An 18370-nucleotide genomic window follows, 5' to 3' on the forward strand; every position below is an offset into this window, starting at 1 on the left:
CCGTCACCCGGCCACCACCCCTCGCCGAGACGCCTCGCGCCACACTTTCACCGAATTCCGGAGGCACAGCGCCGTGAGCAAGCCGCCCTTCACGCACCTGCACGTCCACACCCAGTACTCGCTGCTGGACGGTGCCGCGCGGCTCAAGGACATGTTCGAGGCGGCCAACGACATGGGCATGTCGCACATCGCGATGACCGACCACGGCAACCTCCACGGCGCCTACGACTTCTTCCACTCGGCCAAGAAGGCGGGGGTGACGCCGATCATCGGGATCGAGGCGTACGTCGCCCCCGAGTCCCGCAAGCACAAGCGGAAGATCCAGTGGGGCCAGCCGCACCAGAAGCGGGACGACGTCTCGGGTTCGGGTGGCTACACCCACAAGACGATCTGGGCGGCGAACAGCACGGGGCTGCACAACCTCTTCAGGCTCTCCTCGGACGCGTACGCCGAGGGCTGGCTGCAGAAGTGGCCGCGCATGGACAAGGAGACCATCTCCCAGTGGTCCGAAGGCCTGATCGCCTCCACCGGGTGCCCCTCGGGCGAGGTGCAGACCCGGCTGAGGCTCGGCCAGTTCGACGAGGCCGTCCAGGCGGCCTCCGACTACAAGGACATCTTCGGCGAGGGCAGGTACTTCCTGGAGCTGATGGACCACGGCATCGAGATCGAGCGCCGGGTCCGTGACGGGCTCCTCGAAATCGGCAAGAAGCTGAACATCCCCCCGCTGGTGACGAACGACTCCCACTACACCTACGCCCACGAGGCGACCGCGCACGACGCCCTGCTCTGCATCCAGACCGGCAAGAACCTCTCCGACCCGGACCGCTTCCGCTTCGACGGGACGGGCTACTACCTCAAGACGACGGAGGAGATGTACGCCGTCGACTCCTCCGACGCCTGGCAGGAGGGGTGCGCCAACACCCTCCTGGTCGCGCAGCAGATCGACACCACCGGCATGTTCGAGAAGCGCGACCTGATGCCGAAGTTCGACATCCCGGAAGGCTTCACCGAGGTCACCTGGTTCCAGGAGGAGGTCCGCGCCGGGATGGAGCGCCGCTATCCCGGCGGCGTCCCCGAGGACCGGCAGAAGCAGGCCGAGTACGAGATGGACATCATCATCCAGATGGGGTTCCCGGGGTACTTCCTCGTCGTCGCCGACTTCATCATGTGGGCCAAGAACAACGGCATCGCGGTGGGCCCCGGCCGTGGGTCCGCCGCCGGATCGATCGTCGCGTACGCCATGGGCATCACCGACCTCGACCCGATCACCCACGGGCTGATCTTCGAGCGCTTCCTCAACCCCGAGCGCGTCTCCATGCCCGATGTCGACATCGACTTCGACGAGCGCAGGCGCGTCGAGGTGATCCGGTACGTGACGGAGAAGTACGGCGCCGACAAGGTCGCCATGATCGGTACCTACGGCAAGATCAAGGCCAAGAACGCCATCAAGGACTCCGCCCGTGTCCTGGGATACCCCTACGCGATGGGCGACCGCCTCACCAAGGCCATGCCCGCCGACGTGCTCGGCAAGGGCATCGACCTCAGCGGCATCACCGACCCGAAGCACCCCCGCTACAGCGAGGCGGGCGAGATCCGGGGGATGTACGAGAACGAGCCGGACGTCCGGAAGGTCATCGACACCGCCAAGGGCGTGGAGGGCCTCGTCCGGCAGATGGGCGTGCACGCCGCCGGCGTGATCATGTCCAGCGAACCCATCGTCGACCACGCCCCGGTATGGGTGCGGCACACCGACGGCGTCACGATCACGCAGTGGGACTACCCCCAGTGCGAGTCGCTCGGCCTGCTGAAGATGGACTTCCTCGGTCTGCGCAACCTGACGATCATGGACGACGCCATCAAGATGGTGAAGGCCAACAAGGGCGTCGAACTGGAGATGCTCGCCCTCCCGCTGGACGACCCCAAGACCTACGAGCTGCTCTGCCGCGGTGACACGCTCGGCGTGTTCCAGTTCGACGGCGGCCCCATGCGCTCGCTGCTGCGCCAGATGCAGCCCGACAACTTCGAGGACATCTCCGCCGTCTCGGCCCTCTACCGGCCGGGCCCGATGGGCATGAACTCGCACACGAACTACGCGGAGCGCAAGAACGGCCGCCAGGAGATCACCCCGATCCACCCGGAGCTGGAGGAGCCGCTCAAGGAGACGCTCGGCCTGACCTACGGCCTCATCGTCTACCAGGAGCAGGTCCAGAAGGCCGCCCAGATCATCGCCGGGTACTCGCTCGGCGAGGCCGACATCCTGCGCCGCGTGATGGGCAAGAAGAAGCCGGAGGAGCTGGCGAAGAACTTCGTCCTCTTCCAGGCGGGCGCCAAGAAGAACGGCTATTCCGACCAGGCCATCCAGGCGCTCTGGGACGTGCTGGTGCCCTTCGCCGGATACGCCTTCAACAAGGCGCACTCCTCGGCGTACGGCCTGGTCACCTACTGGACCGCCTACCTCAAGGCCAACTACCCCGCCGAGTACATGGCCGCCCTGCTGACCTCCGTCAAGGACGACAAGGACAAGTCGGCCGTCTACCTCAACGAGTGCCGGCGCATGGGCATCAAGGTGCTCCCGCCGAACGTCAACGAGTCCGAGTCGAACTTCGCCGCCCAGGGCGACGACGTGATCCTCTTCGGGCTCACCGCCGTCCGCAACGTCGGGCAGAACGTGGTCGACTCGATCATCAGGTGCCGCAAGGCGAAGGGGAAGTACTCCTCGTTCCCGGACTTCCTCGACAAGGTGGAAGCGGTCGTCTGCAACAAGCGCACCATCGAATCGCTCATCAAGGCCGGCGCCTTCGACGAGATGGGACACACCCGCAAGGGGCTCGTCGCCCACCACGAGCCGATGATCGACAACGTGGTGCAGGTCAAGCGCAAGGAGGCCGAGGGGCAGTTCGACCTCTTCGGCGGCATGGGCGACGAGGCGAGCGACGAGCCGGGCTTCGGCCTCGACGTGGAGTTCTCCGACATCGAGTGGGAGAAGTCCTACCTGCTCGCGCAGGAGCGCGAGATGCTCGGCCTCTACGTCTCCGACCACCCGCTCTTCGGCCTGGAACACGTCCTGTCCGACAAGTCGGACGCGGCGATCTCCCAGCTCACCGGTGGTGAGCACGCCGACGGCGCCATCGTCACCGTGGGCGGCATCATCTCCGGCCTCCAGCGCAAGATGACCAAGCAGGGCAACGCCTGGGCCATCGCGACCGTCGAGGACCTCGCGGGCTCCATCGAATGCATGTTCTTCCCGGCGACCTATCAGCTGGTCTCGACCCAGCTCGTCGAGGACACGGTCGTCTTCGTCAAGGGACGCCTCGACAAGCGCGAGGACGTGCCGCGCCTGGTCGCCATGGAGATGCAGGTCCCCGACATCTCCAACGCCGGGTCCAACGCACCCGTCGTCCTGACCATCCCCACGGTGCGGGTCACCCCGCCCATGGTCAGCAGGCTCGGCGAGGTCCTGAACAACCACCGCGGCGACACCGAGGTGCGCATCAGGCTCCAGGGGCCGCGCAAGACCACCGTGCTCCGGCTCGACCGGCACCGCGTCAAGCCCGACCCGGCCCTCTTCGGTGACCTGAAGGTGCTGCTCGGCCCGTCCTGCCTGGCCGGCTGACAGCCCGTCCTCCCCCCCCGGAACCGCGAGAGGGGCGCCCCGCCGACGGCGGGGCGCCCCTCTCGGCCTGTCGGCCCGGCGGGCCGTCAGTTGTGGCCGAAACGCTTCTGGTGCTTGCGGGCGACGTCGGCCGGGCTGCCCTGAGCCTGTGACTGGGGCTGCGTCTGCGACTCGTACGCCGTCGACTTGGCCTCCTCCGCGCCGCGCTCGGCTGCGGACGCGCGCTCGTGCTGGCTCTGCTTGCGATTCTTGTTCTTCGCCATGGTGATACCTCCTGTGGAGAGATCCGGGGGGTCCAGAACCGCTGTCAGACTCACATATCACCACAAAGGCCGCATGTTGGATCATTACCCAGTGTAGTAGGGGAGGTATCATGCGCCGTTTTCCGGATCCGCCACGCCGATGATCGAGTTCCGGACCTTAACCCCCCTGCCGTCGGGCAGACTCGAAGGAAACCCTGAGTGAGCGAACCCCGGTTCCCCGGGTGAGCGGGTCCACCCCCCATGTCCGGACCCGCTGACTCCGCTCCCGACTCCTGGAAGAGGGTGGAACGCGTGGACCGTTGCGTCGTCCTGGTGGACGCCGGCTACCTCCTGGGCGCAGCCGCGAGTCTGCTGGCCGGAGAGCCCGCCCGTTCCCGCATCACCGTGGACCACGCGGCCCTGATCCAGGGCCTGCGCGAGCGCGCCGAGGCAGACACGGAACAGCCTCTCCTGCGCATCTACTGGTTCGACGGCGCCCCCGACCGTGTACCGCAGCCCGAGCACCGCAGGCTGCGGGTCATGCCCCGGGTGACGGTTCGACTGGGCGCGCTCACCCGCAGTGACGGCCGATGGGCGCAGAAGGGCGTCGACGCGGCCATGCACGCCGAACTCACCGAACTGGCCAGGAACCGCGCCTGCTCCGACGTGGTGCTCGTGACCGGTGACGGCGATCTGCTGCCCGGCCTCATGTCCGCCAAGGAGCACGGCGTCGCCGTCCACCTCTGGGCGGTCCAGGCCGCCGACGGCGACTACAACCAGTCCGAGGACCTGGTGGCCGAGGCCGACGAACGACGGGTGCTCGACCGGGCCTGGATCACCAAGGCCGTACGGGCCAAGGAGACGGGCGGCGTGTGCGCGCCCTCGCCCGTCCCGCGCCCGGAGATCGCCGCGATCCTCTCCGCGCCGCTGCCCGAGGCGGCCCTCGCCGCCTCCGCCGAGCGCGCCTCGGAGGCCCAGGCCGCCGCGGCGCGCAACGGCACCGCCGCACCGGCCGGTGACACCGTGCGGCACCCCCAGCCCTCGCCGGGGCACAGGGGCGTCCCCACACCGAAGGACCTGGCCGCTTTGCGCGCCCCTGGCGACCGGGCCGCGCAGGCCCCCGCACCGCCGCCCGCGCCCAACGCCACCCTGCGCTGGTCCTCCGACAAGGGCTGGGTGGAGCGCGGCGGACCGCTCGGCGAGCCCGCCGAGACCGCGTCGCTGCCCACCCTCGCCCAGCTCACGAGCGCCGAGCAGCGGTGGGCGGACCGGGAGGAGGACATCACCACCGTCGGCGGCGACCCCTTCGAGGTCGGCCAGGTGTTCGCCCGGCGCTGGATGGAACGGCTGCCGGAGACCGTCCACCTGCAGAAACTGTCCACGATGTACCCCCGCATCCCGCACCGCATCGACGGCGAACTGCTGAGGTACGCGGCGCGCTTCGGCCTGCTCGCGCACAAGGACGACCAGATCGACGAGCACGACCGCTATGCCATCAGGGCGGGGTTCTGGCGTGAGATCGACGTACGGGCCGCCGCCGAGCACGCCCCCGCGGGGGAGTGAGCGGGGCGCCTCAGCCATGCCCCGGACGCAATACGGGGCATCCGACCCCGTACTCTCGTACCTCGTGAGTACGGGCACAGCACAGGCACAGACCGGGACCGGGACCGTGTGCGCGGTGCGTGATCTGGTCAAGACCTACCCCGCCGTCCGCGGCCGACGCGGCCGGCCCGCCACCCCCGAGGTGCGCGCCACTGACGGGGTCGGCCTCGACGTCCGGCGCGGCGAGATCTTCGGGCTGCTCGGACCCAACGGCGCGGGCAAGTCCACGCTCGTGCGCCAGCTCACCGGTCTGATGCGCCCCGACTCCGGAAGCGTCGAGGTGCTGGGACACGATCTCGTACGCCACCCCGAGCGGGCCTCCCGGCTCATCGGGTACCTCGGGCAGGAGTCCACCGCCCTCGACGAACTGACCGTGTCGCTCGCCGCCGAGACCACCGGGCGCCTCCGGGGCCTGCCCGTGCGGGCTGCGCGGGCCGCCCGCGACGAGGTGCTGGAGGAGCTGGGGCTCACCGACCTCGCCGGGCGCCCGCTGAAGAGACTGTCGGGCGGTCAGCGCAGGCTGGCCTGCTTCGCCGCCGCCCTGGTGGGGGAGCGTCCCGTCCTGGTGCTGGACGAGCCGACGACCGGGATGGACCCCGTCGCCCGCCGCTCCGTCTGGTCCGCCGTCGACCGCCGGCGGGCCGAGCACGGAGTGACGGTGCTGCTCGTGACCCACAACGTCATCGAGGCCGAGACGGTCCTCGACCGGGTCGCCGTCATGGAGCGCGGCAAGGTCATCGCCTGTGACACCCCGGCCGGGCTCAAGGAACGGGTCGCGGGCGAGGTCCGGGTCGAGCTGGTGTGGCGCGAGCGCGCGCCGCTGGACGTTCCCGAGGTCGCCGCGCTGCGCGCCTCCGCACAGGAGTCCGGGCGCCGTTGGGTGCTGCGGCTCGGTGCCGACGAGGCGCGGGCCGCGGTCGCCGCCGTGACCGGTGGGGCCGCGTTCTCCTCGCTGGACGACTTCACGCTGGCCACTCCCAGCCTGGAGGACGTCTATCTGGCGCTCGGCGGGGACGCGGCCCGGGCCACCGAGGGGCTGGTCAAGGCGTGATCATGAACGTGAAGGTGAACGTGTCGGAGTCGGACGGGAGCTGTGCCAGGTGACGAGCATCGTTCCCACGGAGCCGGCGCGGGTGTCCGGCACGAAACCGCGGACCCCCGCGGTACGGACCGGCCGGCCCGCCCGCACCGCCCCGGCCCCCCTCGCGCCCCGCGCCAAGCTGCTGCCCTCGATGGCCGCCGTGTACCGGGCGCAGCTGTCCCGCGCACGGGTCGCCCGGATCCCGCTGCTGTTCGTCGCGACCTTCCAGTCCGTCGGCATCATGGTGCTGATGCGCGGCGTCGTCGACGGCGGCGCGGAGGCGCGGGCCGTCGTCGCCGGGTCCAGCGTGCTGGTCGTGGCCTTCGTCGCGCTCAATCTGCTCGCCCAGTACTTCGGCCAGCTCCGGGCCGGAGGCGGGCTCGACCACTACGCCACGCTGCCGGTGCCGCCGGCCGCCGTCGTGCTGGGCGCGGCGGGGGCGTACGCCTCGTTCACCGTGCCCGGCACGATCGTCACGGCCGTGGCGGGCAGCGCCCTGTTCGGACTGCCGATGACGCACCTCTGGGTCCTGGTCGCGGTCATCCCGCTCTCCGGGGCCGCGCTCTCCGGGCTCGGCGCCGCGCTCGGCCTGCTGGCACCTAGGCAGGAAATGGCGACGCTGCTCGGGCAGCTGGGCATGTCGGCGGCGCTGCTGCTGGGTGTGCTCCCGGCCGAGCGGCTCCCCGGCCCCGTGGGGTGGGCGCGCGACCTGCTCCCCTCGACGTACGGCGTCGAGGCGCTGTCCCGCTCCTTCGGCGCCCACCCCGACTGGGCGGTCGTCGCCCTCGACCTCGCGGTGTGCGCGGCGGTCGGTGTGCTGTCGCTGGCGGTCGCCACATGGGCGTACCGCCGTGCGGCGGTCCGGTGAGGCGGTACCCGGACACGCCTGGCACGATGGCACCGTGACCGCACCGTTGACGCCGCCGCACCAGCCTCAGCCGAACGACCCCTGGCAGGGCCCGCCCGCGGGCTCGCACGCCGTGCCCGGCGATCAGCCGGGCGCGGACGAGCGGCGCGTGGAACTCCGGCAGGGCGCGGCGATCGCCGCCCTGCTGACGGTGGCGGGTGTGGGCCTCGGACTCCTCTGGCTGTGGCTCGCGCCGAGGGTGCCGCTCGTCTCCGACGACACGGCGGTCTTCCTCAAGAACAGCGAAGGCGAGGAGGCCATCGGCGCCGACGGCACCTTCGTGCTGCTCGCTCTGGCCTTCGGACTCGTCTCGGGCCTCGCCGTCTTCCTGTACCGCAGGCGCGGGGGCATCCCGCTGGTGGTCGGACTCGCTCTGGGCGGCCTGCTCGGTTCGCTGCTGGCGTGGGGGATCGGGACCTGGTTCGGACCCACGTCGGACGTGGTGGCCCACGCCAAGGAGGTCGGCAAGGGAGTCACGTTCGACGCACCGCTGGAGCTGCACGCGGTGGGGGCGGGGATGCTCGCCTGGCCCGTCGCGGCGATGATCGTGCACTTGGGGCTGACGGCCCTGTTCGGGCCGCGGGACCCCGAGCCGGAGTGGGGCATGCCGTACGGGGAGCCGTACGCGTCGCACCCCTCGCCGTCCGCCGCGGGGCCGGAGCGGCAGCAGGAACCGCGGCCGGCGGCGGAGAACGGCGGAGCGCCGGGGGAGTGGCCGAAGCGCCCGTAGCGGCGCACACCGGCCGGTCCCACGTCCTCCCCCGCGCGGCCGGTCGGGCCGGGCGGTCAGCGGTCAGGCGCGGCCGATCGGGGCCAGGGTGGCGGTCGTCAGGGCGGTGAGGTCCTCCGGGGACAGTTCGACCTCCAGGCCGCGGCGGCCCGCCGAGACACAGATCGTCGGATGGGAGCCTGCCGACGCGTCCAGCACCGTGCGCAGTCGCTTGCGCTGGCCCAACGGGGAGATTCCGCCCCGCACGTAGCCCGTGGTGCGCTCCGCGGCGGCCGGGTCCGCCATGGCGGCCCGCTTGCCGCCGACCGCCGATGCCAGCGCCTTCAGGTCCAGCGATCCCGCGACCGGCACGACCGCGACGACCAGTTCGCCGTCGACGTCGGCGACCAGGGTCTTGAACACCCGGTCCGGTGAGACGCCGAGGGCCTCGGCGGCCTCCTCGCCGTAGGACGGCGAGGACGGGTCGTGCTCGTAGGAGTGGACGGTGAACGCGGTGCCCGCCGTGGTCAGGGCGACCGTGGCCGGGGTGCCGCCGGGCTGCTGTTTCCTGGACTTCTTCGCCACCTGGCTCGTCCTCGGGTCAGTTGGGGTGCGTGGGGCCGCGGGTCAGGTCGGTCGCCGGCAGCGACGGGAGATGCCGGATCACGGCGGTCTCCTTGCGCAGAAGGGCGAGTTCCTCGCGCAGACGGGTCGCCGTGTCCGGTGCCTGGAGCAGCCGCTGCTTCGACGGGACGTCGAGCACGGCGGCCGCGGCCACCAGGTACGAGACGACGGACGGGTCGTCCGGCAGGTCCGAACTCGTCGTCAGCGAACGCTCGCTGGCCCCGGCCAGCCGCTTCTGGTAGCTGCGGAAGGCCCGCAGGACACCCTCGGCGAGAGCCCCCGCCTCGTCCGGTGGCGACGTCTGGTCCTCGGCCTTCCCCGGGTCCTCGGGCAGTTCCTCGACCTCGGCCGTCAGGAACGGGCCGCTCGCGTCGACGGAGAGGAGCCGGACGCGCGTGGTGCCCGTCGCCAGGACCTCGTAGCTGCCGTCGGCCCGCTCACGGATCTTCGCCGCGTCCGCGACGCAGCCGACCCGGTGGAAGGTCTGGATCGGATCGGGGCCGAAGCCGTCGGCCGGGGCCCGTTCGGCAGGAGGCGCGGTGGCGACCGTGTCCGGCATCCCGGTGGCCGTCGGTGCGGTCTCGCGGCCGTCGCGGATCGCGACCACCACGAAGCGGCGCGGTTCGTCCTCGTCGATCTCGATCAGCTCGCGCATCATGGCGCGATAGCGCTCCTCGAAGACGTTGAGCGGCAGCACGAGGCCGGGGAACAGCACCGCGTTCAGCGGGAAGAGGGGCAGGCGAGCGGTGGTCACAGCGGTCAAGCCTAATGGTCACGGCGCCCGGCGCGCTCCGGCCTCCCGCGCAGCGGCGTGGAAGAGGCCACCCGGAGCCGGGCGGTGGCCCGCGCATCGAGGAAACCGCCGAGTGCCTCCCCGGTCACGTGCGCCCAGGGGAAGGAGGTGGCGTACGGCCCGATCAGCCGGAACTGCTCCAGGGCGTCGGCCGAGCGGCCCCGCGCGACCAGGACGTAGGCGAGCAGGTTGCGGACCTCGGCGGGCCAGGGGTCACCGGCAGGAAAGGCCGCCGAGAGCCCGATCGCGAGGTCGGCGGCGTCGTCGATCCGGTCCCGCTGCACCGAGGTCGCCCGCGCGAGGGCCCTCTCGTCCCGCAGCAGGGCGTAGGCCGCGCGTACGGGGAGCGCCTGCACCAGGGAATCCCCGGCGGCGTCCTCGGCCGCCCGCTCGGCGAAGTCGAAGCATTCGCCGTGCGAGCCGTACCACTGCGCCGAGAGGTACCGGAGCGCGGCGACATGGCTGCCGTAGTGGTGCGGGGAGCGGCGGACGGCCTGCTCCCAGAGCGTCTCGAAGACCGTGTGCGGGGCGTGGGTGCCCCGGGCGTGGTCGAGTGCCAGCCGCCACGGCACCGGGTCACGGGGGTCCGCCTCGGCAGCCGCCGTGATCAGCGGGCCGACATCGCGCAGCAGCTCGGCGTGCGCGGGGGACTCCCAGGCGCGGCGCACCGCCAGGGCCGCCTTCACCAGCAGCGCGTCCGGGTCGCGCGGGGACGCGGCCAGCCAGCCGGTGAGCCAGCCGTCGCGGCTGCGGGCGAAGGCGACCAGCCTGCCCAGGCAGCGGTCGCGGCTCTCCCAGTCGGTGGCGTCCCGGGTCGTGGCCATGAGCTTGGCGGCCGGCTCGAAGTCCCCCAGGGCGGCCGCGACCAGTGCCGGGGAGAGCCGCTCGTCGGGGGCGTCGAGCAGCACCGCGTCGTCCGACGGCAGCCCGGCGGACAGCCCGGGGCCGTAACGGAAAGCGCGCGCGGAAGTCAGCAGGGCGCGGAGGAAAGCCATGGTGCAGACCATTGAAAAGCCCTGGTGGGGGCGGCGCCAGAGGGGCACTGTGAAGCTTCTGTAGCGAGTGGAAGGGTTGCCCTGGGCGAGGTCAAGAAAGAGCAAAGGAAGCGCTCGCGGGCGGCCGGAATCAGACCTTCCCGTCGACGGGAACCGCCCGCCCTGCCGGGCCTCGACCGGCCTTTCGAGCCAGTGGTGGCCCGGGCTCCGCGCCGAGGAGGGAGCCCTCCCGTTCAGCTGCGGCGCAGCAGCCGCGAGGCACCCGCCGCCACCGTCGTGGCCAGTATCCACCCGAGCAGGACCAGCGCCGCCGCCGTCCACTGCCAGCCGCCCTCCAGCAGCCAGTAGCCGTCCTGACCGAGATTGATCACCGGCACCAGCAGATCCAGGGCGTACAGCGCCGGGTTCCACTGCGGATGCTCGTTCCCCTTGATCGACTCCGGGTGGTACTGCGAGAACGCCACCGCCCCCGCCGCCCACAGCACCGCCATCCACACCAGGGCACGCCCCGGCCGGTAGCCGTACGCCACCGTCCAGTCCTGGAGATAGCCCCAGATCCTGCCCGCGGGCGGCAGGGTCTCGCGCCGGCGCCGCTGCTTGGCCAGCAGCACCTCGCGGGCGTCCGCGTCCTCCCCGCAGCTGCGGAGCACCGTCGCGAGGCGCTCGTACGGCTCGGGGACGTACTCCGGGGTCGCGGCCAGCACCCACTCCAGGCGCCGGGACAGCGGGAAGTGACCGTAGGGCACGAGGTTCTCGTAGACGAAGCCGCCCATCGCCAGGCCGCCCGGCCCCGGCCAGCTGGTCGACACGTCGATCAGCGTGACGACCTTCGCGCCGTTCAGCACGACCCGGCCGTCCTGGGGGCGCTCCGCGTTGAAGCGGAGCTCCGGCGTGACGATCCGGCGCAGCGACAGCTCCTCACGGCCGGCCAGGACGAATCGGGCCTTGTGCAGGTCCACCGCGTCACCGAAGCGCCCGTCGTCGAGCCGCACCGCGCCCCGGCACTCGAAGACCTGCGCACGCGTCCCGCGCGCCGGACCACCGCCACGGGCGATGCCGAACGGGGGGGTGGTGCCCTGGTTCCCCGTGTCGATGCTCACCCAGGCCTCCGTCATGTACAGCGTGCGCTCCACGCTGAGCTGCGGGGCGTTCAGCGCCCGCCGCCCGTCCGAGGCGCGCAGCCGGCTCCCGCGCAGGCTCAGCGAACCCCCGACCTTCGCCCCGCGCAGGCTCAGCTCGCCACGCGTCTCGATCATCTCGGCCTGCAGGTCCTGGGCGACCGACATCCCGTCGCCGACGAAGGCGCGCCCGCGTCTGTCGGGTCCGACGCCGAGCTGGTTGATCAGCAGATCCGTCCCGATCTGGGCGTCCGTCAACCGGATGCCGCGCTCGATCCGGCAGCGCGGCAGATGCAGGTCGCCCTCCGTGTGCAGCCGGGCCGCGTCCAGCCGCGGCACCGCGCAGCCCACCAGCCGGAGCGTCGTGAAATAGCACTCGGGCAGCACCACCTCCTGCTCGAAGCGGCAGCCGGTCAGCTCCACGTACGGCGAGACACGGCCGCCCGCCAGATCCAGCTTCCCCGTGATGCGTACGCCCCGGAGCTTCAGGGCCGCCACCCGCCCCGGCCGGGCCGGCGGCCCGCTCAGCAGCAGCCGTGCCACCGTCCTGGCCCCGACGCTGCGCTCCGGCCCCCAGATGTGCGGCGCGAAGGGATCGTCGCGCACCGGGTCGTGGGACCGCAGATCGTACGTCGTGCCGTTCCGGAAGGCCTGCCACATCCCCAGCTCCGCCGCGCTGAGCCCGTCGGGGATCTCGCCGTCGTGCGGTTCGGTCATTGCCTCACCTCCGCCCGCGCGGTCCGCCCGCGCTTCGTACAGTCGTTCTTCCCTCTGTGTGACCGTGTGAAAGCTAACGGTCAGCAGTGACAGCCGGGGCATGTATCAGCCAGTGATACGGGCGACCGGGCGCCGGAACCGGTCTGAGAGAATTGCGGTGTGATCTCTCGAATCGATCTGCGCGGCACCGCCCTCCCCGAGGGCGGCGACCTGCGCGACCTGCTGCCCCGTGCCGAGTTCGACGTGGAAGCCGCCCTGGAGACGGTGCGGCCCATCTGCGAGGACGTACGCCATCGTGGCTCCGCGGCAGTGATCGAGTGGGGAGAGAAATTCGACGGTGTGCGGGTCGAGTCGCTCCGGGTCCCCGCCGACGCGATCGCCGGGGCGCTGGAGCGCCTCGACCCCGCCGTGCGGGCGGCGCTCGAGGAGTCGATCCGCCGCGCCCGTCTCGTCCACCGCGAACAGCGCCGCGCCACCCACACCACCCAGGTCGTCCCCGGCGGCACGGTCACCGAGAAGTGGGTGCCCGTCGAGCGCGTCGGGCTCTACGTCCCCGGCGGACGCTCGGTCTACCCCTCGTCCGTCGTGATGAACGTCGTCCCGGCCCAGGAGGCGGGCGTCGAGGGCATCGCTGTCGCCTCCCCGCCGCAGAAGGAGTTCGGCGGCCTGCCGCACCCCACGATCCTCGCCGCCTGCGCCCTCCTCGGCGTCGACGAGGTGTACGCGGCGGGCGGCTCCCAGGCCGTCGCGATGTTCGCGTACGGCACCGAGGACTGCCTGCCCGTGAACCTCGTCACGGGCCCCGGCAACATCTACGTCGCCGCGGCCAAGCGCCTCCTCAAGGGCCGCGTCGGCATCGACGCCGAGGCGGGACCCACCGAGATCGCCATCCTCGCCGACGCGAGCGCCGACCCGGTGCACGTCGCCGCCGACCTGATCAGCCAGGCCGAGCACGACCCCATGGCCGCGGCCGTCCTCGTCACCGACTCCGAGGAGCTCGCCGCCGCCACCGAGGCCGAGCTGAAGCCGCAGGTCGCCGCGACCAAGCACGTCGCCGACCGGATCGAGCCCGCGCTCGCCGGGCGCCAGTCCGCGATCGTCCTGGTCAACGACCTGGAGGACGGCCTCAAGGTCGTCGACGCGTACGCCGCCGAGCACCTGGAGATCCAGACGGAGAACGCCGCCGCCGTCGCCGACCGGGTCCGCAACGCCGGAGCCGTCTTCGTCGGCCCCTGGTCGCCCGTCTCCCTCGGCGACTACTGCGCCGGCTCCAACCACGTCCTGCCCACCGGCGGCTGCGCCTGCCACTCCTCGGGCCTGTCCGTGCAGTCCTTCCTGCGCGGCATCCACATCGTCGACTACACCCGCGACGCCCTCGCCGAGGTCACCCACCACGTGGTCACCCTCGCCGAGGCGGAGGACCTCCCCGCGCACGGCGCCGCACTCAAGGCCAGGTTCGGCTGGAAGGTTCCGCAGGCGTGACGAACAGCAGCACCACCCCGAACGCGTGGGACGCGCTCCCGATCCGCGACGAGCTCCGCGGCCAGTCCCCGTACGGAGCGCCCCAGCTCGACGTCCCGGTCCGGCTGAACACCAACGAGAACCCCTACCCGCTGCCCGACGCGCTCGTCGACCGCATCGCGGAGCGGGTCCGCGAGGCCGCCCGCGACCTCAACCGCTACCCCGACCGTGACGCGGTGGAGCTCCGCACCGAGCTCGCCCGCTACCTCACCCGCACCGCGGGGCACGAGGTCGGCCCCGAGAACCTCTGGGCCGCCAACGGCTCCAACGAGGTCCTCCAGCAGCTCCTGCAGACCTTCGGCGGGCCCGGGCGCACCGCGATCGGCTTCGAGCCCTCCTACTCCATGCACGCCCTCATCGCACGCGGCACCGGCACCGGCTGGATCTCCGGACCGCGCAACGAGGACTTCACCATCGACGTGGAGGCCGCGAAGAAGGCCGTCGCCGAGCACCGGCCCGAGGTCGTCTTCATCACCTCGCCCAACAACCCCACCGGCACCGCAGTGGACGCCGAAACCGTCGTGGAGCTCTACGACGCCGCCCAGGCCGCCCGGCCGTCGATGGTCGTCGTCGACGAGGCGTACGGCGAGTTCAGTCACCACCCCTCGCTGCTCCCGCTCATCGAGGGCCGCCCCCACCTGGTGCTCTCCCGCACCATGTCCAAGGCCTTCGGCGCCGCCGGCCTGCGCCTCGGCTATCTCGCCGCGGCTCCTGCCGTCGTCGACGCGGTCCAGCTGGTGCGCCTGCCGTACCACCTCTCCTCCGTCACCCAGGCGACCGCGCTCGCCGCCCTGGAGCACACCGATACCCTTCTCGGGTACGTCGCGCAGCTCAAGAGCGAGCGCGACCGGCTGGTGGAAGGACTGCGGGAGCTCGGCTTCGCCGTCACCGACTCGGACGCCAACTTCGTCCAGTTCGGGCGCTTCGCCGACAGCCACACCGCCTGGCGGCAGATCCTCGACAGGGGCGTCCTGGTCCGGGACAACGGCGTACCGGGATGGCTGCGGGTATCCGCGGGAACCCCGGCAGAGAACGACGCGTTCCTCGATGCGGTGCGCGAACTGAAGAAGGAGCACGACGCATGACTCGCGAGGCCCGCGTAGGAAGAGTGGAGCGGACCACCAAGGAGACCTCCGTTCTCGTCGAGATCAACCTCGACGGCACCGGCAAGGTGGACGTCTCGACCGGGGTCGGTTTCTACGACCACATGCTCGACCAGCTCGGCCGCCACGGGCTCTTCGACCTCACGGTCAAGACCGAGGGCGACCTGCACATCGACTCGCACCACACCATCGAGGACACCGCCCTCGCGCTCGGCGCCGCCTTCAAGCAGGCGCTCGGCGACAAGGTCGGGATCTACCGTTTCGGCAACTGCACCGTCCCGCTGGACGAGTCGCTCGCCCAGGTCACCGTCGACCTCTCCGGCCGCCCCTACCTGGTGCACACCGAGCCGGAGAAGATGGCGCCGATGATCGGCGAGTACGACACGACGATGACCCGCCACATCCTGGAGTCCTTCGTCGCCCAGGCGCAGATCGCCCTGCACGTCCACGTCCCGTACGGCCGCAACGCCCACCACATCGTGGAGTGCCAGTTCAAGGCACTGGCCCGCGCCCTGCGGTACGCCAGTGAGCACGACCCGCGCGCAGCCGGGATCCTCCCGTCCACGAAGGGCGCCCTGTGACCGGCCTCAACACCGTTCTGATCGTCGTCGGCCTCTTCCTGGCCGGCGGCGTCTACTCCTTCTGGAAGCAGGGCATGCCCAAGGGCGTCGTCGTGCTCCTCGGGATCGGCTCCGTGATGTGCCTGGTGGCGGGCGTCATGCGGATCCAGGGACTCTGGGACTGAGGTGGCACTGTGAGTGACAAGAAAAAGATCGTCGTCTTCGACTACGGCTTCGGCAACGTGCGTTCGGCCGAGCGGGCACTCGCCCATGTCGGCGGGGACGTGGAGATCACCCGCGACTTCGACACCGCGATGAACGCCGACGGGCTGCTCGTGCCCGGCGTCGGCGCCTTCTCCGCCTGCATGGCCGGGCTGAAGCAGGCCCGCGGCGACTGGATCGTCGGCCGTCGGCTCTCCGGCGGCCGCCCCGTCCTGGGCATCTGCGTCGGGATGCAGATCCTGTTCGAGCGCGGCATCGAGCACGGCGTCGAGACGGAGGGCCTCGACGAGTGGCCCGGCACCGTCGGACCGCTGAAGGCCGACGTCGTCCCGCACATGGGCTGGAACACCGTCGAGGCCCCCGAGGGCTCCCAGCTCTTCGCGGGCCTGGACGCCGACGCCCGCTACTACTTCGTGCACTCCTACGCGGCGCACGACTGGTCCCTCGAAGTGACCAACGCCAAGATCCGTGCCCCCAAGGTCACCTGGGCCGCGCACGGAGAGCGGTTCGTGGCCGCCGTCGAGAACGGCGCGCTGTGGGCCACCCAGTTCCACCCCGAGAAGTCCGGCGATGCCGGCGCCCAGCTGCTGACCAACTGGATCGAGACGCTGTAATGCCGAAGCTTGAACTGCTCCCCGCCGTAGACGTCCGCGACGGCCAGGCCGTCCGCCTCGTCCACGGCGAATCCGGCTCCGAGACCTCCTACGGCTCCCCGCTGGAAGCGGCCCTCGCCTGGCAGAGCGCCGGCGCCGAGTGGCTCCACCTCGTCGACCTGGACGCCGCCTTCGGCACCGGCGACAACCGCGCGCTGATCGCCGAGGTGGCCGGTGCCATGGACATCAAGGTCGAGCTCTCCGGCGGCATCCGCGACGACGCCTCCCTGGAGGCCGCCCTCGCCACCGGCTGCCGCCGCGTCAACCTCGGCACCGCCGCGCTGGAAACCCCCGAGTGGGTCGCCAAGGTCATCGCCGAGCACGGCGACAAGATCGCCGTCGGCCTCGACGTCCGGGGCACCACCCTGCGCGGCCGCGGCTGGACCCGCGACGGCGGCGACCTCTACGAGACGCTCGCCCGCCTCGACTCCGAGGGCTGCGCCCGCTACGTCGTCACCGACATCGCCAAGGACGGCACGCTGGAGGGCCCCAACCTCGCCCTCCTGCGCGACGTCTGCGCCGCCACCGACCGCCCGGTCGTCGCCTCCGGCGGTGTCTCCTCGCTCGCCGACCTGCGCGCGATCTCCCTGCTCGTCCCCGAAGGCGTCGAGGGAGCCATCGTCGGCAAGGCGCTGTACGCGAAGGCGTTCACCCTCGAAGAGGCCCTCAAGGCGGTCGCCGCATGACGGACTCCGTACGCCGTGTCTCCTCGGGGGCGCCGTGGGAGGAGAAGTTCGGCTACTCCCGCGCCGTGGAACTGCCGAGCGGCCTCGTCCTGGTCTCCGGCTGCACGTCGGTGGTCAACGGCCAGGTCTCCGCGGGCAGTCCGTACGAGCAGGCCGTCGCCTCCTTCCAGGTCGCCTTCGACGCGCTGAAGCAGGTCGGGCTCGGCCGTGAGGACGTCGTCCGCACCCGGATGTACATCACGCACGCACGCGACGTCGACGACGTGGGCCGCGCCCACAAGGAGCTCTTCGACGACGTGCGCCCCGCCGCCTCCATGATCATCGTCTCCGGTTTCGTCGACCCCTCCCTGGTCGTCGAGGTCGAGGTCGAGGCCTACCGGGCAGGTGCGCGATGACGCTCGCCGTACGGGTCATCCCCTGCCTGGACGTGGACAACGGCCGCGTCGTCAAGGGCGTCAACTTCCAGAACCTGCGCGACGCGGGCGATCCCGTCGAGATGGCGAAGCTGTACGACGCCGAGGGTGCCGACGAGCTGACGTTCCTCGACATCACCGCCTCCAGCGGTGACCGGGAGACGACCTACGACGTGGTGCGCCGCACCGCCGAGCAGGTCTTCATCCCGCTCACCGTCGGCGGCGGGGTCCGCACGCCCGACGACGTCGACAAGCTGCTGCGCGCCGGCGCCGACAAGGTCGGGGTCAACACCGCCGCCATCGCCCGCCCCGAGCTCATCCGCGAGATCGCCGAACGCTTCGGGCGCCAGGTGCTCGTGCTCTCCGTCGACGCGCGGCGCACCCCCGAGGGCACCTTCGAGGTGACCACGCACGGGGGCCGCAGGGGCACCGGCATCGACGCGGTCGAGTGGGCGCACCGGGCCGCCGAGCTCGGCGCGGGGGAGATCCTCCTCAACTCGATGGACGCCGACGGCACGAAGGACGGCTACGACACCGAGATGATCAAGGCGGTACGGGCGCACGTCACCGTCCCCGTCATCGCATCGGGCGGCGCGGGCCGGCTCTCCGACTTCCCGCCCGCCATCGACGCGGGTGCCGACGCGGTGCTCGCCGCGTCCGTCTTCCACTTCGGTGACCTGCGCATCTCCGAGGTCAAGGGCGCCCTGCGCGAGGCCGGGAGGCCCGTTCGCTGACCTCGGTCAGCGAGAGAGCGGGGTGCGGACACCGGCGATCTCGCCGATGTCCGCTCGCGGGGCGCGCCGCCAGAGTG

At 71.5% G+C, this 18370-nt stretch carries 18 protein-coding genes; 13 read left to right on the forward strand and 5 right to left on the reverse strand.

Annotation, left to right across the window (positions count from 1 at the left end; translation table 11 throughout):
• Positions 1–73 precede the first annotated feature (73 nt).
• A complete protein-coding gene (gene dnaE / locus ABZY45_RS04555; RefSeq protein ID WP_356736019.1) occupies positions 74–3613 on the forward strand; it encodes a DNA polymerase III subunit alpha in 3540 nt (1179 codons plus the stop codon).
• Positions 3614–3699: 86 nt separating this feature from the next.
• Here the strand turns inward: dnaE and ABZY45_RS04560 are convergent, their stop codons facing one another.
• The gene (locus ABZY45_RS04560; protein WP_356736021.1) at positions 3700–3876 is read right to left on the reverse strand and encodes a hypothetical protein; all 177 of its coding nucleotides are present in this window, start codon (positions 3874–3876) and stop codon (positions 3700–3702) included.
• A 282-nt stretch (positions 3877–4158) separates the two neighbouring features.
• Between ABZY45_RS04560 and ABZY45_RS04565 the strand changes: the two genes are divergently transcribed.
• From ABZY45_RS04565 to ABZY45_RS04580, 4 genes are all read left to right on the forward strand, one after another.
• A complete protein-coding gene (locus ABZY45_RS04565; protein ID WP_356736585.1) occupies positions 4159–5418 on the forward strand; it encodes an NYN domain-containing protein in 1260 nt (419 codons plus the stop codon).
• 106 nt (positions 5419–5524) lie between these two features.
• Positions 5525–6508 carry an ABC transporter ATP-binding protein gene (locus ABZY45_RS04570; RefSeq protein WP_356736587.1) on the forward strand — a complete coding sequence of 328 codons (984 nt, stop codon included), beginning with the start codon at positions 5525–5527 and terminating at the stop codon, positions 6506–6508.
• Between the two features lie 181 nt (positions 6509–6689).
• Positions 6690–7406, forward strand: a complete 717-nt coding sequence (locus ABZY45_RS04575; protein WP_356736589.1) for an ABC transporter permease — start codon at positions 6690–6692, stop codon at positions 7404–7406.
• Between the two features lie 34 nt (positions 7407–7440).
• Positions 7441–8175 carry an ABC transporter permease gene (locus ABZY45_RS04580; protein ID WP_356736023.1) on the forward strand — a complete coding sequence of 245 codons (735 nt, stop codon included), beginning with the start codon at positions 7441–7443 and terminating at the stop codon, positions 8173–8175.
• 63 nt (positions 8176–8238) lie between these two features.
• Here ABZY45_RS04580 and ybaK read toward each other — a convergent pair whose 3' ends face one another.
• From ybaK to ABZY45_RS04600, 4 genes are all read right to left on the reverse strand, one after another.
• Positions 8239–8739 (reverse strand): Cys-tRNA(Pro) deacylase, encoded by a 501-nt coding sequence (gene ybaK, locus ABZY45_RS04585; RefSeq protein ID WP_356736025.1) that lies wholly within the window; start codon positions 8737–8739, stop codon positions 8239–8241.
• A gap of 16 nt (positions 8740–8755) precedes the next feature.
• Positions 8756–9532, reverse strand: a complete 777-nt coding sequence (locus tag ABZY45_RS04590; RefSeq protein WP_356736027.1) for an LON peptidase substrate-binding domain-containing protein — start codon at positions 9530–9532, stop codon at positions 8756–8758.
• Positions 9533–9543: 11 nt separating this feature from the next.
• Positions 9544–10578: a hypothetical protein gene (locus tag ABZY45_RS04595; protein ID WP_356736591.1), complete on the reverse strand. Its 1035-nt coding sequence runs from the start codon at positions 10576–10578 to the stop codon at positions 9544–9546.
• A gap of 221 nt (positions 10579–10799) precedes the next feature.
• Positions 10800–12401, reverse strand: coding sequence for an oxidoreductase (locus ABZY45_RS04600; RefSeq protein ID WP_356736029.1), 1602 nt, complete (start codon positions 12399–12401; stop codon positions 10800–10802).
• Positions 12402–12560: 159 nt separating this feature from the next.
• On the opposite strand from ABZY45_RS04600, the gene hisD reads away from it, so the two are divergent.
• Genes hisD through hisF form a run of 8 tightly spaced genes read left to right on the forward strand, consistent with a single transcriptional unit; the run spans position 12561 to position 18293 of the window.
• Positions 12561–13883 carry a histidinol dehydrogenase gene (gene hisD, locus ABZY45_RS04605; protein ID WP_356736031.1) on the forward strand — a complete coding sequence of 441 codons (1323 nt, stop codon included), beginning with the start codon at positions 12561–12563 and terminating at the stop codon, positions 13881–13883.
• Entirely contained in the window at positions 13880–15007 is a 1128-nt protein-coding gene (locus tag ABZY45_RS04610) for a histidinol-phosphate transaminase (RefSeq protein ID WP_356736033.1), read from the forward strand. The genes hisD and ABZY45_RS04610 overlap by 4 nt, the downstream gene beginning before the upstream one ends.
• Complete coding sequence (gene hisB / locus ABZY45_RS04615; RefSeq protein ID WP_356736035.1) at positions 15004–15606, forward strand: imidazoleglycerol-phosphate dehydratase HisB; 603 nt, start codon at positions 15004–15006, stop codon at positions 15604–15606. Before ABZY45_RS04610 ends, hisB begins: the two co-directional genes overlap by 4 nt.
• Positions 15603–15770: a hypothetical protein gene (locus tag ABZY45_RS04620; protein ID WP_028440214.1), complete on the forward strand. Its 168-nt coding sequence runs from the start codon at positions 15603–15605 to the stop codon at positions 15768–15770. Before hisB ends, ABZY45_RS04620 begins: the two co-directional genes overlap by 4 nt.
• A 9-nt stretch (positions 15771–15779) precedes the next feature.
• Positions 15780–16421 (forward strand): imidazole glycerol phosphate synthase subunit HisH, encoded by a 642-nt coding sequence (gene hisH / locus ABZY45_RS04625; protein ID WP_356736038.1) that lies wholly within the window; start codon positions 15780–15782, stop codon positions 16419–16421.
• Positions 16421–17146, forward strand: a complete 726-nt coding sequence (gene priA, locus ABZY45_RS04630) for a bifunctional 1-(5-phosphoribosyl)-5-((5-phosphoribosylamino)methylideneamino)imidazole-4-carboxamide isomerase/phosphoribosylanthranilate isomerase PriA (protein ID WP_356736040.1) — start codon at positions 16421–16423, stop codon at positions 17144–17146. Before hisH ends, priA begins: the two co-directional genes overlap by 1 nt.
• Positions 17143–17541: a RidA family protein gene (locus ABZY45_RS04635; RefSeq protein WP_356736042.1), complete on the forward strand. Its 399-nt coding sequence runs from the start codon at positions 17143–17145 to the stop codon at positions 17539–17541. The genes priA and ABZY45_RS04635 overlap by 4 nt, the downstream gene beginning before the upstream one ends.
• Positions 17538–18293: an imidazole glycerol phosphate synthase subunit HisF gene (gene hisF, locus ABZY45_RS04640; protein ID WP_356736044.1), complete on the forward strand. Its 756-nt coding sequence runs from the start codon at positions 17538–17540 to the stop codon at positions 18291–18293. The genes ABZY45_RS04635 and hisF overlap by 4 nt, the downstream gene beginning before the upstream one ends.
• Positions 18294–18370 lie beyond the last annotated feature (77 nt).

This window comes from Streptomyces sp. NPDC006516, from assembly GCF_040611875.1.
In the GTDB taxonomy this organism is placed as follows: Bacteria; Actinomycetota; Actinomycetes; order Streptomycetales; family Streptomycetaceae; genus Streptomyces.

Bases quoted from the DNA above. Each gene is read 5' to 3' on its own strand.
- hisF (WP_356736044.1), top strand. From the start codon at position 17,538: ATGACGCTCGCCGTACGGGTCATCCCCTGCCTGGACGTGGACAACGGC.
- priA (WP_356736040.1), top strand. From the start codon at position 16,421: ATGCCGAAGCTTGAACTGCTCCCCGCCGTAGACGTCCGCGACGGCCAG.
- ABZY45_RS04600 (WP_356736029.1), bottom strand. From the start codon at position 12,401: ATGACCGAACCGCACGACGGCGAGATCCCCGACGGGCTCAGCGCGGCG.
- ABZY45_RS04560 (WP_356736021.1), bottom strand. From the start codon at position 3,876: ATGGCGAAGAACAAGAATCGCAAGCAGAGCCAGCACGAGCGCGCGTCC.
- ABZY45_RS04595 (WP_356736591.1), bottom strand. From the start codon at position 10,578: ATGGTCTGCACCATGGCTTTCCTCCGCGCCCTGCTGACTTCCGCGCGC.
- hisB (WP_356736035.1), top strand. From the start codon at position 15,004: ATGACTCGCGAGGCCCGCGTAGGAAGAGTGGAGCGGACCACCAAGGAG.
- ABZY45_RS04635 (WP_356736042.1), top strand. From the start codon at position 17,143: ATGACGGACTCCGTACGCCGTGTCTCCTCGGGGGCGCCGTGGGAGGAG.
- ABZY45_RS04575 (WP_356736589.1), top strand. From the start codon at position 6,690: ATGGCCGCCGTGTACCGGGCGCAGCTGTCCCGCGCACGGGTCGCCCGG.